The sequence below is a fragment of the Arthrobacter sp. A5 genome (assembly GCF_051131705.1).
Classification (GTDB): domain Bacteria; phylum Actinomycetota; class Actinomycetes; order Actinomycetales; family Micrococcaceae; genus Arthrobacter_M.
In genome coordinates this window covers 2,045,708-2,062,581 of record NZ_CP180316.1, presented here as the reverse complement: position 1 = coordinate 2,062,581, position 16,874 = coordinate 2,045,708, and the positions used below count along the sequence as shown (strand labels likewise).

The window sequence follows — 16,874 nt, the reverse complement described above, 5'->3', positions numbered from 1 at the left end:
GACACTGGATCTGCTCCGTCTCCTAGAACGGGTACGGCGCGATCCCGGGCCGCATGGTCAGCCACTGGACCTCGGTGAAGGCCTCGATGTTGGCCGTCGCCCCACCGAAGCGGGACCCGGTGCCGGAGGCGCCAACCCCGCCGAAGGGCGCGTTTGCCTCGTCCGCGACGGTCTGCTCGTTGATATGGATCTTGCCCGAGCTGATCCGGTCCGCGAGCTTCATTGCCGCACCGACGTCACCGAGGATGCCGACGGCGAGCCCGTAGTCGTTGGCGTTGACCATCTCCACCACCTCGTCCAGTGTGGAGAACCGTGTGACGGGGGCAACCGGGCCGAAGATCTCCTGGGCGAAGGCGGGATTATCCAGGGCCAGGTCGGCCAGCACGGTGGGCCGGTAGAACAGCCCCTCATGCGTTCCCCCGGCAGGCAGCCGGCCGCCGGCCTGCACGGCTTCTTCGACGAGTGCGTGGATGTGGTTGAGTTGTTTTTCGTCGATGATAGGTCCCAGCGCCACCTGGCCGCCGGCCGGATCCCCCACCAGCAGGTGCTCCGCCTTCTGGGCAAGGGCAGCCACGTAGTCCTCGTACAGCGAGTCGTGGACGAAGTGCCGGCCCGTGGTCATGCAGATCTGGCCCTGATGCATGAAGGAACCGAAGGCTCCGGCGGACGCGGCCTTGGCCACGTCTGTCCCGGGCAACACCACGAGTGCGTTGTTGCCGCCCAGTTCCAGGTGTGCCCGCTTGAGCAGCCGCGCAGCCGATTCGCCGACCTTTCGCCCGGCCGCCGTCGAGCCGGTAAAGGAGACGACCCGGACCTCGGGAGCCTCGACGACCGCGGCACCCGTCTCCGCGCCACCGGGCAGCAGGGACAGCACGCCGGCAGGCAGCCCGGCCTCCTCGAACACGCGCATCAGCGTGACGCCGCCGCTGACGGCGGTGCGCGGGTCCGGCTTCAGCAGCACACTGTTTCCCAGTGCGAGGGCGGGGGCCACGGAGCGGATGGAAAGGATCAACGGGAAGTTGAATGGGGCGATGACGGAAACGACGCCGGAAGGCCGCCGCCGGGCGAAGGACCAGCGGTCCTCGTTGGAGGTCAGCACTTCCCCCGCCGGGTGCGAGGGCAGCGCCGCGGCCTCGTAGCATTCATTGGCGGCGGTGTGGGTTTCCAGGCCGGCCTTGGATTCGATGCCGCCGCTTTCCCGGATGATCCAGCCCTGAATCTCCCCTGCGTGGTCCTCCCAGAGTTGGCCGGCGCGGCGCAGCACTGCGGCGCGCTCCTCCGGGCGCATGGCTGCCCACTCCGGCTGGGCCTGGGCGGCCCGGGTCGCGGCGCGCCGGACGTCAGCTGCGCTGGCGACGCCGACGTGGCCGAGTACGGCGCCGGTGGCCGGTTCCAGCACATCCTGCGTTCCGCCGGTTGCTTCCCTCCAGCCGTCGACGTAGATCTTCGAGTCCCAGCGGGAGCTATCAAGAAAAGTCATGGTGGTTCCTCCTATGCGTGCGGATGTGGGTGCTGCCCGGGCGGCCCGCTTTACGGCGTCCGGATGATCAGAACGGAGAGACTGTGCTGATGCTAACTTCCAGCAGGGTCGGTCCGGTACAGGCCAGAGCCTTGGCGAAATGCCGACGGAGGTCTTCCAGGGAATCGGCGGGGTGGGCTTCCACTCCGTAGCCCTTGGCGATGGAGACGAAATCTATGCCGGGGACGTCCAGACCCGGGGCGTCCAAGGCATCGAGTTTGGCTGCGAAGCCGCGCAGTGCGCCGTAGGTGCCGTTGTTCAGGATCACGAACACCACCGGCACCTGGTACTGCGCCGCCGTCCACAGCGCGGTAATACCGTAGTTGGCGCTGCCGTCACCGATCACGGCCACGACCCGGCGCTCCGGCTCCGCCAGTTGAATTCCGACGGCGGCCGGCATGCCGAATCCGAGGCCGCCCGAGGCCGGAAAGTAGTAGCTGCCGGGATGGCGCATTTGGATCCGGTCCCAGAACGCGCCGACGGTGGACGTGGCCTCATTGACGTAAACGGCGTCCTCGGGCGACTCCGCGTTGAGAACGTCGAAGACGGCCTCCGGAGACAGCGGACCCGCCGCACGGTCCGTCCCATGCCGGGCGGGTCCAGGGCATGGCATAATGGCGGCGCCGCGGTCCGGAACGGCCACCGCGAGGCGGCGCAGGACGGGACCGATCGAGGCGACCAGCGGCCCGCCCCATCGGGGCGCGGGCCGCTTCCCCTGGATCACAGGTGATCTGCAGCAGCTCAGCGCCGTCGGGCAGGTAGTTGCCCGGCTCATACTGGTGGTACCGGAACACCGGCGCGCCGATGACCAGGATCAGGTCGTGCCCGGCCAGCAGCGTGGTGGTGCCTTCCACCGAGGCCGGCAAAACACCGCGGAACGCGTCGTGCGTGGTCGGGAACGGGCAGCGGGGGGCTGAGGGTGCCACCCACACGGGTGCGCCGAGCCGCTCGGCCAACGTGACGGCGTCGGTGTTGCCGCGGGCGGAGTCGACGTCGGGCCCGAGCACCAGCACGGGGCTCACGGAACCGTCCAGCCGGGCCAGCACGTCCGCCAACTGCCCGGCGGAGAGCTCCCCGGCATGCTCGACAGCGCGGGACGTCACGTGTGCTTCCTCCGGACCGGTTTCCTGCGCCCAGTCGTCATAGGGAACCGAGACGTACACCGGTCCGGAGGGTTCCAAGACTGCGGTGTGGATAGCTTGGCCGAGGGTACGCACCACGTCCCGCGGCGAGGCGGGTTCCGCGCTCCACTTCACCAGCGGCCGAGGCAGGGACACCGCGTCGACATTGGACAGCATGACCTCCTGGCCGATCGTGGCACGGACCTGCTGGCCCGCGGTGATGACCAGCGGCGTATGCGCATACCAGGCATTGGTGAGTGCCCCCATCGCGTTGCCGGAGCCGGCGGCTGCATGCAGGTTTACGAAGGCCGGCCGACGGGTGGCCTGGGCGTAGCCGTCCGCCATTGCGGCCACCACACCCTCATGCAGCCCCAGAATATAGCGGAAGTCCTCCGGCATCCCGGCCAGGAACGGCAGCTCATTGGAGCCGGGGTTGCCGAAGATGGTGGTCAGCCCGTGGCGCCGCAGGAGCTGGTACGTGGCGTTCTTAACGTCTGTCATGCCGATGGTCCTGTTCTCGAAACGGTCCTTCATCCCCACGGTAGATCTACTTCGGACCGTGGGCCAATCAATAAATTGGCGGCCGCTGATAGACGGCATCTATTAGGCTTTCGTCCATGGGCATCGATCAGAATCTGGTCCGGACATTCCTGAGCATCTACGAGCACCGTTCTGTCACCCGGGCTGCCGAAGACCTGTCCTCGACCCAGCCCACCGTCAACCACGCCTTGGGCCGGCCGCGCCCAGTCTCGACTCTGTTAACCAGGAAACTTTCGCTAGGCTCGGATCATGTCTTTGATCCGTGCCGCCGTGCCCGCCGACGTTCCCGCCATTCTGTCCCTGATCCATGAGCTGGCAATCTACGAAAAGGAGCCCCAAGCGGTCAGGAACACCGAGGAGATGCTCATGCGGACGCTCTTTGGGGACAACCCGCGGATCTTCGCGCACGTGGCGGAGGACGACGGCGCAAACGCCGACAGCGCATTCGGCGACGGCGCCCGGGGCGTGGGTGAGGTGCAGGGCTTTGCGCTGTGGTTCCTGAACTACTCCACCTGGGAGGGCGTGCACGGGATCTACCTTGAGGACCTGTACGTGCGGCCGGATTCGCGCGGGTCCGGCCACGGTAAAGCCCTGCTGCGCACGCTGGCCGGGATCGCCGTCGACCGCGGCTACGCGCGGGTGGAATGGAGCGTGTTGGACTGGAACGAACCCTCAATCCGCTTCTATAAGAGCCTGGGAGCCACACCGATGGACGGCTGGTCCGTGTTCCGGCTCAGCGGCAATGCCTTGGCGGGCTTCGGAAGCGCGTCGGCCGTGCCCGCATCCCTGGACTGCCTGTCCGTGGGCGGCCTGTCCGTGGACAGCCGCGCGGATTTCCTATGATTGCGGCGGATCAGGGACACCGCCGCGGCAGCACGCATAAAGCGCGCGGCATGCGGCTGACCGACCACCGGTTCACGGTTCCGCTGTCGCACGCCGAACCCGACGGACCGGAGCTTGAGATCTATGCCCGGGAGATTACGGCATCCCAGCACAGCCCCGAAGACGTCGCTCACCTGCCATGGCTGCTTTACCTGCAGGGCGGCCCAGGCGGGCGCGGCAACCGGCCGACTTCGCTGGGCGGCTGGCTCAAGGAAGCCACCGCATCCTTCCGCGTCCTGATGCTGGACCAGCGCGGCACCGGTCTTTCTGCGCCCGCAACCCGTCAGACGCTGCCCGATGTTGGCGATGCCGCGGCGCAGGCGGAATATCTTACCCATTTCCGGGCCGATTCGATTGTCGCCGATGCGGAACTGATCCGGCATCAGCTGGTGGGCGGTCCCTGGAGCATCTATGGCCAGAGCTTCGGTGGATTCTGCGCCCTGACGTATCTCTCGTTTGCTCCCGCGGGTCTGCGTGAAGTGCTGATCACTGGGGGCCTCGCGCCACTGACCGGCTCAGCAGACCGGGTCTACAACGCGACCTATTCCCGCGTGGCCGCGCGGAACGACGAATACTATGCCCGCTACCCGCAGGACCGGGTGATGACCACCCGGATCATGCGCCATCTGGAAACCGTGGAAGAGGTCCTGCCCACCGGCGAACGGCTCACGCCGGAACGCTTCCAGATGGTTGGAAATTTTCTGGGCGGAAACGCCCGGATCGAGGCCCTGCACTATTTACTGGAGGATGCTTTCATCCCCACGGCCGGCGGCCACCGGCTGTCGGATCTTTTCCTAGCAGAGGTGGCTGCCCAGGTCGGACGAGCCACAAACCCGCTCTACGCGGTACTGCACGAATCGATTTACGCTCAGGGCCATGCCACTGACTGGTCCGCCTGGCGGGTGCTGGCGGACCACCCGGAGTTCCAGCCCGCCGCCCCCGAACCGCTGCTGACCGGGGAAATGGTGTATCCGTGGTACTTCAGCCAGGACCCCGCATTGGTCCCGCTGGCACCCGTGGCGGAACTGCTGGCCGCGAGGACGCAGTGGCCCGCGCTCTACGATGCCGAGCAGCTGGCCCGCAACACGGTGCCGGTTGCCGCGGCGGTATACAGTGACGATATTTACGTGGACCGCGATCTGTCGATGGAGACCGCCGCGGCCGTGCGCGGACTGGAGGTCTGGGAAACCAGCGACTACCACCATGACGGCATCGCCGAGGATGGCGAGGAAATCTTCGCGCGTCTGCTGCGTATGTGCCGGGGACAGGAGATTACGGTCCCCCGTGAGTCCGGACCTCTCCTGTCCTAGGCATGGCCGGCGGACTGCATCTGGCGCAGTTCCTTCTTCAGGTCCCCTACTTCATCGCGGAGCCTGGCCGCCAGCTCGAAGTGCAGATCCCCCGCCGCTGAATGCATCTGCTCTGTCAGCTGGGCAATCAGATCAAGCAGATCCTCGGCCGGCACAGCCGCCAGCCCGTCATGACGGACGGGGACAGGAGCCTTGCCCCGGGCTTTACCTCGGCCCTTGCCGGCGGCCTCCAGCAGCTCTCTGGTATCTGCGTCCTCACGATTGAGGGTGTCGGTGATGTCGGCGATCCGTTTCCGCAGCGGAGTCGGATCAATGCCATGCGCGGCGTTGTACTCCACCTGGATAATGCGCCGTCTGTTCGTCTCATCGATGGCCTTAGCCATCGAGTCCGTTATCCGATCCGCGTACATGTGCACCTGCCCGGAGACGTTTCTGGCCGCCCGGCCAATGGTCTGGATCAGCGACGTGGCCGAGCGCAGAAAGCCTTCCTTATCCGCATCCAGAATGCTCACCAGCGACACCTCGGGCAGGTCCAGGCCCTCGCGGAGCAGGTTAATCCCCACGAGGACGTCAAAAATCCCCATCCGGAGTTCCCTCAGCAGCTCCACCCGGCGCAGCGTGTCCACGTCCGAGTGCAGGTACTGCACCTTGACGCCGTGGCCGAGCAGATAGTCCGTGAGATCCTCGGACATCCTCTTGGTCAGCGTCGTGACAAGAACCCGTTCATTGCGCTCCACCCGGGTCCGGATCTCGGCCAGCAGGTCATCAATCTGCCCCTTGCTGGGCTTGACGATGATTTCCGGGTCAATCAGGCCGGTGGGGCGGATGATCTGCTGCACCGTACCGTCCGCCTTGCCAAGCTCATATTTCCCCGGCGTGGCGGAGAGATACACCGTCTGACCAACCCGTTCCAGGAACTCGTCCCACTTCAGCGGCCTGTTATCCATCGCCGACGGCAGGCGGAACCCATGGTCCACCAGGGTGCGCTTACGCGACATGTCACCTTCGTACATGGCGCCGATCTGTGGGACGGTGACATGGGATTCATCAATGACCAGCAGGAAATCGTCCGGGAAGTAGTCGAGCAGGCAATGCGGTGCCGTGCCCGGGCCTCGCCCGTCAATATGCCGGGAATAGTTTTCGATGCCGTTGCAGAAGCCCATCTGCTGCATCATTTCCAGGTCGTAGGTAGTGCGCATCCGCAGCCGCTGGGCCTCGAGCAGCTTGTTCTGCCCCTCCAGGTCCTTGAGCCGGACGGCGAGCTCGTCCTCGATCTGCTTGACGGCACGATTCATCCGCTCCGGGCCGGCGACGTAGTGCGAGGCCGGGAAGACGTACATTTCGGTTTCTTCCCGGATGACGTCCCCCGTGAGCGGGTGCAGCGTATAGATCTTTTCAATCTCGTCTCCGAAGAACTCGATCCGGATGGCCTGTTCCTCGTACATCGGGATGATCTCCACCGTATCCCCACGCACCCGGAAGGTGCCGCGGTGGAAGTCCATGTCATTGCGGGCATATTGCATACTGACAAACTTCCGCAGCAGATCGTCACGGTTCATTTCCTCGCCCCGGCGAAGCGTCACCATCCCGGCCACGTACTCCTCCGGCGTGCCCAGTCCATAGATGCAGGACACCGTGGCCACCACAATCACGTCCCGGCGCGTCAGCAGGGTGTTGGTTGCCGAATGCCGCAGCCGCTCCACTTCCTCATTGACCGAGGAATCCTTCTCAATAAACGTATCCGTCTGCGGTACGTAGGCTTCGGGCTGGTAGTAGTCGTAATACGAAACGAAGTATTCGACGGCGTTGTTCGGCAGCAGCTCACGGAACTCGTTGGCCAACTGAGCCGCCAGCGTCTTGTTCTGGACCATCACCAGCGTCGGACGCTGGACCTGCTCGATCAGCCACGCCGTCGTCGCCGATTTGCCTGTTCCCGTCGCGCCCAGCAGTACGATGTCCTTCTCGCCGTTCGTGATCCTTTCGGTCAGCTCCTGAATAGCCGCCGGTTGGTCGCCCGCCGGCTGATAATCGCTAATGACCTCAAAGGGTGCCACAATACGGTTGATTTCCTGCGCAAGACTCATACCCTAACGCTACCGCGTGCCACCGACACGGGTAAGGCGTGCGGTTGCCGCATCGGTGGAACTTCGTTGTCCCAAGCCCGGCGCCGCGCTGGTTGCGTGGAAGAATGGCTGGGGAACCACCCGTATCTGCTCGGCACCTAAGACAGAGGACATTATGACTGACAGCAATCCGCAGCAGCCTGCCCCCTACGGCCGGGAGCCCGCGAAGTCCGATCAGCCAACTCCGGCCTACGGCCAGTTTGCTCCGCCCCCCTATCAGCAAGCGGCCCCGCCCCCCTATCAGCAAGCGGCCCCGCCTGCCTACGGCGCCCAGCCGCCAGCTCCCTACGGCCAGCAGCCGCAACAGAGCTACCAGGGTGCCACCGTGCAGGATCCGGGCAAAACGCTCGGCATCATCGGCCTGGTCCTGGCCTTCCTGATCAGCATCGCCGGCCTCGTCGTCAGCATCATTGCGCTTAAGAAGTCCAAGGCCGCGGGTTTCAAGAATACCCCGGCCAAGGTAGGAATCTTTGTCAGTATCATTGTCTCGGTGCTGTGGATCGCCGGAATCATCATCGTCGCGATTGCGCTAGTGAATCTGACCAACGAACTTCAGGATGCCTGCGGCAACGGGCAGCCCACCTTCGTGTTCAACGGTGTGCAGCAGGCCTGCCCCGCTGTGAAGCAATAGGCCCTGGAACTGATCCAGGACCAAAAGGAGCCGCCGCTGCATCCGCAGCGACGGCTCTTTTCAATTTCGGACACGTACCCTTGCTACGGCAGCGGGAAGTGATCCAAGGGCGGAGTCCATTCCGTAGCGGCTGTCCAGCGTGATACTGCCGGGAAGGCAACGTCCCTGAACCACGGTTCCTTCGCTACGGCATAGCCGCCGGTTCCCATGTCAGCACTGTGCTGTGCTCCTGCACCTCGTTTGATGCTCAGATACTCGGCACAGGCCGCGGGCTCTGCCCGCAGCCAATCACGAAAGGCCAGCGCGAAACGTGCGCCGGCGGATCCCTCTACTCTGACATGGACATTCGCCGTGCGCCCCGGGTCTGCAGAAGCATGCAACCGCTTTTGCCACTGCGCCAGATCAAGGTACGGGGCATGCGGCGTATCGTGCCAGTCCCCGGGCAGCCGCGGAAAGCCGGCGGCAGCCAAAGCCGGCGCCAATCGGTCAGCCTCTGCCAGCGAACGGACCCGGACCTGCAGATCCAGGACATCCTTCGCGGGAAGGCCGGGCACCGCGGTGGAACCAATGTGGTCCACGGCCAGCACCCCCCCCTGGGCGGCCGCCGCGATCCGTGCCGAGAGTCTGGCCGCTTGGGCCTGCCATTGCGGATTCGGCGGTACCAATACTGCCGGTCCGTCCCGTCCCGCCATCCTGCCGTGCCTCAGGTTGTCCACGAAGGGCAGCAGCCGTTGCTCCCATAACCGATCCATCTGGCGAAGCGCCCCTTCCACGGTCCCGCTGTTATCGATGACGGCGTCGGCCGCGGCCAGCCGGTCCTCGCGCAGGGCCTGCGCAGCAATCCGCGCCGCAGCATCCGCTTCGCTGAGCCCGCGGTGCGCCACGATGCGCGCAATCTGCAGTTTCACCGGCGCATCCACCACCAGCACCAGGTGGAATGAGCTGCCCTGACCCGTCTCCACCAGCAAGGGAATGTCCTGCACCACGACCGCATCGTCGTCGTCCGCAGCGGCGGCCTGCATCAATTCCGCGGCACGGGAGCGGACCAGCGGATGGATGATCGCGTTTAAGGCATCGCGCTCTGAGGAATCGGCAAAAATCAGCGCTCCCAGCGCTGCCCGGTCGAGCGCACCATCGGGCCCGAGAACCCCCGGACCAAACCGCTGCACCACCGCCGCCAGACCCTTACTGCCCGGCGCCACCACCGCTCGGGCCAGCTCATCCGCATCGATCAAAACGGCACCAAGACTTTGCAGATACCGTGCCGACAGTGACTTTCCGCTGGCAATCCCGCCAGTCAGGCCTATTTTGAGCATACCTACACACTAAGCTGATCCGGTGAGCCTTCCCGCCAGTGCGCAGCCCTTCGACGCTACGGGCGCAATGGCGGAATACACTGTTCCCGCCGCCGGCAGGGAGTTCCGGCATGAACTGGAAATCAAGCGCTCCCGCTTCATCACTGTGCTACGCCGCGTCGAGACCGAAGAGGCGGCCGCAGACATGCTGGGCTCCGTGCGCAAGGAATTCCGCGACGCCCGCCACCATTGTTCGGCGCTGATTTTGGGTCCGGACCGGAACATCCAGCGCGCTCACGACGACGGCGAGCCGTCCGGGACTGCCGGCGCGCCGATGCTTGAGGTGCTGCGCAGGCATGAAGCGGGCAGGACGGGCGCAAGCGGCGCCGCCGCTGACCTCAGTGACGTGTGTGCCGTCGTCGTCAGGTATTTTGGCGGGGTTTTGCTCGGCGCCGGCGGCCTGGTCCGAGCGTACTCGTCGTCCGTTTCCTTGGCGCTGGACGCCGCCGTCCTGGTGCGCCGGCAACGGCTTCGTCTGTTCACCGTGACCGTCATCCACGCCGAAGCGGGCCGGCTGGAGCATGGGCTCCGCGCCGCTGGAATGACGCTTCGCGGGAGTAATTACGGTCCCACGGGTGTCCAGCTGGAAGCGGCTCTGAAAGACACACCCGAGGCCATCGCCGCCGCCCGGCAACTCCTCGCGGCATTGTCCGCCGGGACGGCGGTGCCGACATTCGGCACAACAGCTTGGTTAGACGTCAGCTGAATCTCCGGCCGGTATCGGTCCCCCGCTGGCGGAAGTCCCCAGGTTTCAATGCCGTGTCGGCACCGTCGTAGTGATCCCGGCGCTGCCGCTGAGCTTTCCCGCGAATTCCGGGGCAGGTAGGCCTCATCCGGGCATGCAAAGAGGACCCCCGCCCGCGGGCGGAGGTCCTCTCAATGCAAGTGCCGGGTCCATCCCTGCCAACCGGGTCGGCAGGTAGGGTTCGGCGGCGTGCGCTAGTTTCCGGTGAGCTTTTCGCGCAGAGCGGCGAGTGCCTCATCGGAAGCCAGCGTGCCGGCTCCCGTCTCAGCAACTGCCGGCTCGGAGGAGTAGCTGGTGGTACCGGAATCGCTGTCACCGGACACCGAGGCGGCCGCATCCTCTGCGGCGTGCTCGACGACCTGCTTCTTGTGCGCTTCCCAGCGGGCCTGGGCATCAGCGTACTGCTGCTCCCACACGGCGCGCTGCGTCTCGTAGCCCTCAAGCCACTCGTTGGACTCCGGGTCGAAGCCCTCCGGGTACTTGTAGTTGCCCTCTTCGTCGTACTCGGCAGCCATGCCGTACAGTGCCGGGTCAAACTCGGTGCTGTCGGCGTCGACGCCGTCGTTGGCCTGCTTGAGCGAGAGCGAGATACGGCGGCGCTCGAGGTCGATGTCGATGACCTTGACGAACAGCTCGTCGCCCACGGAGACAACCTGCTCGGCCAGCTCCACGTGGCGCACGGCCAGCTCGGAGATGTGCACCAGGCCCTCGATGCCGTCTTCAACGCGGACAAACGCGCCGAACGGAACCAGTTTGGTGACCTTACCGGGGACAACCTGACCCAACGCGTGCGTCCGGGCGAAGGTCTGCCACGGGTCTTCCTGCGTGGCCTTGAGCGAGAGCGAAACCCGCTCGCGGTCCAGATCCACCTCGAGCACCTCGACGGTGACTTCCTGGCCGACTTCGACAACCTCGGACGGGTGATCGATGTGCTTCCAGGACAGCTCGGAAACGTGCACCAGACCGTCTACGCCGCCCAGGTCCACGAAGGCACCGAAGTTGACGATGGAGGAAACGACGCCGGGACGGACCTGACCCTTTTCCAGCTTGTTGAGGAACGTGGAACGAACCTCGGACTGGGTCTGCTCGAGCCAGGCACGGCGGGACAGGACCACGTTGTTGCGGTTCTTGTCCAGCTCGATGATTTTGGCTTCGATCTTCTGCCCGATGTACGGAGCCAGGTCGCGGACGCGGCGCATCTCGACCAGGGAGGCGGGCAGGAAGCCGCGCAGGCCGATGTCGAGGATAAGTCCACCCTTGACAACTTCGATGACGGTACCCGTAACGACGCCGTCTTCTTCCTTGACCTTCTCGATATCGCCCCAGGCGCGCTCGTACTGCGCTCGCTTCTTGGAGAGGATCAGGCGGCCTTCTTTGTCTTCCTTGGTCAGCACCAGCGCCTCGACGAGATCGCCAACGGAGACTACGTCTCCGGGATCAACATCGTGCTTGATGGACAGTTCGCGGGAAGGGATGACACCTTCGGTCTTGTAACCGATGTCGAGCAGAACTTCGTCGCGGTCAACCTTGACGACGGTACCTTCAACAAGATCTCCGTCGTTGAAGTACTTGATGGTGGCGTCAACAGCTGCGAGGAAGTCCTCAGCCGAGCCGATGTCGTTAATGGCGACAACGGGGGTACTGGTCTTCTCGGGGGTCGTGATGGTCATGTAGTAGGGGCTCCGATGTGGATAGTGAGTTGAGCCAGGAGGACCGGGCCGATAGGCACGGATGAACCTGAATTATGAATCATGCTATGGATGTGCCGCAACGAATTTACCGTGCAGCGATAAAACTAAAAGCGTGCCGCAACGCTCAGTTGTCTTTGCCGGCCGGGGCCCGCTCGAACAGCTGACGCGCGCACTGCACACCCGTTTAGTCTAGTCACTTCGGCTAACGATCGCAAAAGCGCAACGAAGCACTTCGAAGCACCCGAGCAGAGGCCCCTGGGCCTAAAAATCCGTCAGACAGTGCGGGGCCAGCGGAGCACCGAGCACTGCGTCGCCGGCGGCCGCCGCCCCGGCCCGAAGCTCGCGAACCGTCCCGGCAGCCACCAGTGTCCCGACGCTCACACCGGCAAGATAGAGCTGTCCCAGTTCCGCCGCCCCAAGACGCAGGTCAGCCGGGTCCGAATCGGGCAGCTGTGTCACGACCGCTGATCCGCCGCCGGCCTCCAGCCGGTACACGCCGTCCGCCAGATGGAGCGGATCCTCGATGGCCAACGTCACGGTGCCGTCTCCCCAGTAATGGCGGCCGCCAAGGGCCGCAACCGGATCTAGGATCCGCAGCCAGAGGTGATCCTCCACCGCCTTGACCAGGTAACGGCGCTTGTCCGCCAGCGCCCACTGCAGCGGGTCCGCCACTGGTGCACCCTTGCGACTGATCCGCTGCACCAGGTCAATCGAGCCCAGAAACCGCCACAACGCCAAATGAGCCGGGCTGCTCGTTGCCAGCAGGTCCACCACCTGCAGCGTGGATGGCGTCTCCCTATCCATAACCTTGTAAGAGACGTACCCGCCGCAGCTTCCGTCCGGGGCATAGTACAAGGCCGCCCGCACGCTCTTGTCGCGTTCCGGCATGCCATAGTTCCAATAGCCGGACACCCGATAGCGGTAGGCGTCCTGTCGACCAAGTGAGCCGAAGGTGCCTGCGTGGACCTGCGCAAAAATCGCCGGTTCCAGCTCCTTCAGCACCAGCGGTTCCGCAAGCTCAACGATCCCGGCCGCCTCTGTGCTCCCGCCGGTTCCGTCAGGCTTTCCCGCAGGGAGGGTCGACGTCGGCTGGTTGCCTTTGAGCGCGAAGCCGGCACCGCTGTCCACCTCAATCGCAGCGGCGTGCGTGGCGGCGCCAAAGCCGAAGCGTCCATAGATGGTGGCCTCGGAGGCCGTCAAGGCAGCGATCGCCAGCCCGTCGGTCTTGGCGCGGCGCAGATCATCGGTGATGATGGTCCGCAACAGGCCACGCCGGCGGTGCGTGGGCCGGACGGTCACCGCACTGATCAGGTGGGCCGGCAGCAACTTCCCGGCCCCCACATTGAGGGTCTTGCGGTAACTGGCGTAGGTGGCCACCGGGTAGCCCGCGTCCCACGCCCGGTCCGGAGCCGACGCGGCATAGGCACCCGTGAGGATCCGCCCGTCCTTCTCCTCGGAGGCCAACGTCTTTTGAATATCCGCATCGGTGGGGGAATCGCCATGGAAGCCGAGGTCAACGGCCTCCTTCCATTTGCGGGCGGCAGGGTCGATGCCGGTCCCGGCGTATCGGGCCGGAAAGCTCCGGATTTCATAGGGAAATCGTTCGGTTGGTTCGACGATGACAGTCACAGTCAACAAGCCTAAAGCAGCACCGCCTCGCCCCGCCAGAGCGGGAGAGGATCCTTGCGCGCCTGCCGGCCAAGGCGGACCAGGCCTCCAGGATGGAGCAGATACCCCCTAGCCGCGGACTCGGGCGATGAATCTGTCCGTCCGCCCGCGCAGGCCCCTGATCTGACGGTCAACGACGGTGGCCGGGTCCGGCTCGATTTCGCTGGCCCGGGGCTCCTTCCGGACGTTGGCTGGGCAAAGGAAGTCCGCGCAGATGAGCGTCCCCATGGTGTTTTTTCGTTACGGCCGGATTGGCCGCCCCGTTTGGCCACCCAAAGAAAAACGTCCGCTTCGGAGAACACGTCGCAGCACAGGTCGCAGAGCACCTTGCGGTTTTTGAGCGGCTGGCGTTGACGAAGCCGGTCCGGATCTCTGTGCAAAGCCATTTTGCGCCGTTTGACACCATTGACTGTTCAGCCCGTCCGCTCGGCTTGTTTCGTGCACTGACCGACGACGGCCTCGCCACGCTCTCTACTGGCTCAAAGCTGCCGATGCCGTTCCTGCAGGGCACCCGGGCCCTTTCGCAACCCGCGCAGAAAGGCGAACGCCGCGTCGGGCTGGACAAGGAAGCCTAATCGCCGCAACGTCTAGTGCCCGGCCTCGTGCCAGCTGGCGCCTACTCCGATCTGGACATCAAGCGGCACTGACAGCTCCGCCGCCTGCCCCATCTGCGCCACCACCAACTCCTCAACGGCATCTCGTTCGCCTGGGGCGATCTCGAGCACCAGCTCGTCATGGACCTGCAGCAGCATCCGGGAGGAAAGCTGCCGCGCATGGAGCGCATCCTCCACACCCAGCATGGCCTTTTTGATGATGTCCGCCGCCGACCCTTGAATCGGGGCGTTGAGCGCGGCCCGTTCAGCCATTTCGCGGAGCTGACGGTGGTCGCTGGAGAGATCCGGCAGGTACCGTCGGCGCCCTTCGATGGTTGCCGTGAATCCGTCGACACGGGCCTGCTCCACCACGCCGCGCAGGTAGTCCCGCACGGCGCCGAACCGGTCAAAGTAGTCCTTCATCAGGGTCCGGGCCTCATCCACGGGGATGCCCAGCTGTTTGGACAGGCCGAAGGAGCTCAGCCCGTAGACCAGGCCATAGGACATCGCCTTAACCTTGGAGCGCATGGCACTGGTGACGTCTTCCACGGCGACGTGGAAGACATGCGAGCCGACAAACCGGTGCAGATCCTCGCCATCCCGGAAGGCCTGGATCAGACCGGGGTCCCCGGAGAGGTGGGCCATGATCCGCATTTCGATCTGTGAATAGTCCGCGGTGAGCAGCGTCTCGTAGCCGTGTCCCACCACAAACACCTCGCGGATGCGGCGCCCTTCTTCGCTCCTGATTGGAATGTTCTGCAGGTTGGGGTTGGTCGATGAGAGGCGCCCGGTGGCGGCCACGTTCTGCGCGTACGTGGTGTGGATCCGTCCGTCCTCCGCCGTGGCTTTGCTCAGCCCCTCCACTGTCTGGCGGAGCTTGGTGGCATCCCGGTAAGCCTGCAGCTGCAGCAGGAACGGGTGCCCGGTCTTTTGCGCCAGATCCGCCAGGGCATCCGCGTCCGTGGAAAAACCGGTCTTGATCTTCTTGGTCTTCGGCATGCCGAGCTCATCAAAGAGCACTGTCTGCAGCTGTTTCGGGGAGCCCAGGTTGACCTCGTGGCCGATCGCATCAAAGGCAGCCGTCTGGGCGGCGCTGATCGTGGCGCTGAAATCCGCCAACAGTCCGTCCAGCTGGGGGGACGACACGGCGATGCCGGTCATTTCCATCCCCGCCAGCACCCTTGCCAGCGGCAGTTCCAGCTCGCCCAGCAGCTTGTTGGCCCCGCGCTCCAGCAACAGGCCGACAAAATGCTCACTCAGCTGCAGCGTGACGTAAGCCTTCATCACAGCATCCGGCGCCGTCGTATCTTCCAGGCCCAGCTCCAACTGGCCGTTGGCAGCCGTCCCCGGAGCGGCCACCGTCACCTTTAAATGCACCTGGCTCAGATCCGCGAGGTCATAGGTGCGCCGGTCCGGCTGGATGAGGTAGGCGGAGATGGCGGTATCATCGACGATGCCGGCCAGTTCCAGCCCACGCTGGCGCAGGGCCTTATAGGCGGACTTGAAGTCGTGGATGGTCTTGCGCGCATCCTGACTGCGCAGCCAATCTCCGAGCACGCTTTCCGCTGCCACATCGAGCGCTGCCAACTCCACGTAGGCCGCCGAACCGTTCGTGGACAACGCCAAGCCGACGGCGTCCTGCCCGGCCGGCGTCGCCTCGGAAACCAGCGCCAGCCCTACCATGGCCTGATTCGTGCGGACAAACCAATCCGCCAGTTCGGCGGCGCTGCTGAGCACGGCGTGCCGAGGTGCCGTATGGCCGTCCGTGTCGGCGGCCTCATCGTCGTCTCCGAACAGGTCGAAAAGGCGTTTCCGCAGTGTGTTGAACTGCAGCGCATCAAACAGTTCTTCAATCTCCCCGCGGTCCGGATGCTGGAGCACCATGGCATCCAGACGCACCGGAAGCGCAAGATCGCGCAGCAAATGATTCAGCCGTCGATTGCGTTTGACGCTCTCTTCATGTTCGCGCAGGGCATCGCCGGCTTTTCCGCCAATCGAGCCAATGTTCGCCAAGATGCCGTCGAGGCCGCCATAGAGGTTGATCCACTTGGCGGCCGTCTTCGGGCCGACTCCGGGAACACCTGGCAGATTATCCGCCGTCTCCCCCACCAAGGCCGCCAGGTCAGAATACTTTTCCGGGCCGACAAAATACTTCGCTTCTACGGCGGCGGCATCCATCGGCGGAATGTCCGAAATACCCTTCTTCGGATAAAGCACGGACACCCTGTCCGTGATGAGCTGGAAGGCATCCCGGTCTCCGGAAACCACCAGCACATCCCACTGCGCCGCCTCGCCCTGGGCGGCCAGCGTCGCGATGATGTCATCCGCCTCGTAGCCGTCCAGGGAAATGGTGGGAATCCGCATGGCGTCCATCACCTTGACGATCAGGTCCACCTGGCCGTGGAATTCCTGCGGTGTTTTAGAGCGGCCGGCCTTGTATTCGGTGTACTCCACCGAGCGGAACGTCGGCGTATCCAGATCGAAGGCCACCACGACATGGGTGGGTTTGTGCTGACGGATCATGGTCAGCAGCATCGACGTAAACCCGTAGACCGCGTTTGTGTGCTGTCCGGTGTCGGTGGAGAAGTTCTCCGCGGGGAGGGCGTAAAACGCCCGGAAGGCCATCGAATGGCCGTCGATCACCAGCAGACGGCCCGGCTCCGAACCGGCAGGAATGACCACCCGCGCCGCTGTGG

14 protein-coding genes and 1 pseudogene are annotated in these 16,874 nt (G+C 64.7%); 6 read left to right on the top strand and 9 right to left on the bottom strand.

Going from position 1 to position 16,874, the window contains the following annotated elements:
* Positions 1-22: 22 nt before the first annotated feature.
* From ACLLJI_RS09635 to ACLLJI_RS09625, 3 genes are all read right to left on the bottom strand, one after another.
* Positions 23-1,480: a benzaldehyde dehydrogenase gene (locus ACLLJI_RS09635; RefSeq protein WP_434620790.1), complete on the bottom strand. Its 1,458-nt coding sequence runs from the start codon at positions 1,478-1,480 to the stop codon at positions 23-25.
* 67 nt (positions 1,481-1,547) lie between these two features.
* Positions 1,548-1,973, bottom strand: coding sequence for a thiamine pyrophosphate-dependent enzyme (locus ACLLJI_RS09630; RefSeq protein WP_434620787.1), 426 nt, complete (start codon positions 1,971-1,973; stop codon positions 1,548-1,550).
* 40 nt (positions 1,974-2,013) lie between these two features.
* Positions 2,014-3,141, bottom strand: a complete 1,128-nt coding sequence (locus tag ACLLJI_RS09625) for a thiamine pyrophosphate-binding protein (protein WP_434620784.1) — start codon at positions 3,139-3,141, stop codon at positions 2,014-2,016.
* A gap of 116 nt (positions 3,142-3,257) precedes the next feature.
* Here ACLLJI_RS09625 and ACLLJI_RS09620 point away from each other — a divergent pair, with 116 nt between their 5' ends.
* Genes ACLLJI_RS09620 through ACLLJI_RS09610 form a run of 3 tightly spaced genes read left to right on the top strand, consistent with a single transcriptional unit; the run spans position 3,258 to position 5,372 of the window.
* Positions 3,258-3,491 carry a helix-turn-helix domain-containing protein gene (locus ACLLJI_RS09620; protein WP_434620781.1) on the top strand — a complete coding sequence of 78 codons (234 nt, stop codon included), beginning with the start codon at positions 3,258-3,260 and terminating at the stop codon, positions 3,489-3,491.
* The gene (locus ACLLJI_RS09615) at positions 3,430-4,023 is read left to right on the top strand and encodes a GNAT family N-acetyltransferase (RefSeq protein WP_434620778.1); all 594 of its coding nucleotides are present in this window, start codon (positions 3,430-3,432) and stop codon (positions 4,021-4,023) included. The genes ACLLJI_RS09620 and ACLLJI_RS09615 overlap by 62 nt, the downstream gene beginning before the upstream one ends.
* Positions 4,020-5,372, top strand: a complete 1,353-nt coding sequence (locus tag ACLLJI_RS09610; protein WP_434620775.1) for an alpha/beta fold hydrolase — start codon at positions 4,020-4,022, stop codon at positions 5,370-5,372. Before ACLLJI_RS09615 ends, ACLLJI_RS09610 begins: the two co-directional genes overlap by 4 nt.
* On the opposite strand, the gene uvrB is transcribed toward ACLLJI_RS09610, so the two are convergent.
* Positions 5,369-7,456, bottom strand: coding sequence for an excinuclease ABC subunit UvrB (gene uvrB, locus ACLLJI_RS09605; RefSeq protein ID WP_434620772.1), 2,088 nt, complete (start codon positions 7,454-7,456; stop codon positions 5,369-5,371). The genes ACLLJI_RS09610 and uvrB overlap by 4 nt on opposite strands.
* A gap of 154 nt (positions 7,457-7,610) precedes the next feature.
* Between uvrB and ACLLJI_RS09600 the strand changes: the two genes are divergently transcribed.
* Positions 7,611-8,126 carry a DUF4190 domain-containing protein gene (locus ACLLJI_RS09600; protein ID WP_283559226.1) on the top strand — a complete coding sequence of 172 codons (516 nt, stop codon included), beginning with the start codon at positions 7,611-7,613 and terminating at the stop codon, positions 8,124-8,126.
* Positions 8,127-8,209: 83 nt separating this feature from the next.
* Here the strand turns inward: ACLLJI_RS09600 and coaE are convergent, their stop codons facing one another.
* Entirely contained in the window at positions 8,210-9,442 is a 1,233-nt protein-coding gene (gene coaE, locus ACLLJI_RS09595; protein WP_434620768.1) for a dephospho-CoA kinase, read from the bottom strand.
* 22 nt (positions 9,443-9,464) lie between these two features.
* On the opposite strand from coaE, the gene ACLLJI_RS09590 reads away from it, so the two are divergent.
* Positions 9,465-10,187, top strand: coding sequence for an IMPACT family protein (locus ACLLJI_RS09590; protein ID WP_434620765.1), 723 nt, complete (start codon positions 9,465-9,467; stop codon positions 10,185-10,187).
* 233 nt (positions 10,188-10,420) lie between these two features.
* On the opposite strand, the gene rpsA is transcribed toward ACLLJI_RS09590, so the two are convergent.
* The 3 genes and pseudogenes from rpsA to ACLLJI_RS09575 form a co-directional block, all read right to left on the bottom strand.
* A complete protein-coding gene (rpsA, locus tag ACLLJI_RS09585; protein ID WP_283559224.1) occupies positions 10,421-11,896 on the bottom strand; it encodes a 30S ribosomal protein S1 in 1,476 nt (491 codons plus the stop codon).
* 282 nt (positions 11,897-12,178) lie between these two features.
* Positions 12,179-13,546 carry a GNAT family N-acetyltransferase gene (locus ACLLJI_RS09580; RefSeq protein ID WP_434620762.1) on the bottom strand — a complete coding sequence of 456 codons (1,368 nt, stop codon included), beginning with the start codon at positions 13,544-13,546 and terminating at the stop codon, positions 12,179-12,181.
* A gap of 108 nt (positions 13,547-13,654) precedes the next feature.
* Positions 13,655-13,923 (bottom strand): annotated as a pseudogene (locus tag ACLLJI_RS09575) (FBP domain-containing protein); the annotation flags it as partial.
* On the opposite strand from ACLLJI_RS09575, the gene ACLLJI_RS09570 reads away from it, so the two are divergent.
* The gene (locus ACLLJI_RS09570) at positions 13,837-14,160 is read left to right on the top strand and encodes a hypothetical protein (RefSeq protein ID WP_434621807.1); all 324 of its coding nucleotides are present in this window, start codon (positions 13,837-13,839) and stop codon (positions 14,158-14,160) included. The pseudogene ACLLJI_RS09575 and the gene ACLLJI_RS09570 sit on opposite strands and share 87 nt — an antisense overlap.
* 12 nt (positions 14,161-14,172) lie before the next feature.
* Here ACLLJI_RS09570 and polA read toward each other — a convergent pair whose 3' ends face one another.
* Entirely contained in the window at positions 14,173-16,803 is a 2,631-nt protein-coding gene (gene polA / locus ACLLJI_RS09565; protein WP_434621385.1) for a DNA polymerase I, read from the bottom strand.
* Positions 16,804-16,874: the final 71 nt, after the last annotated feature.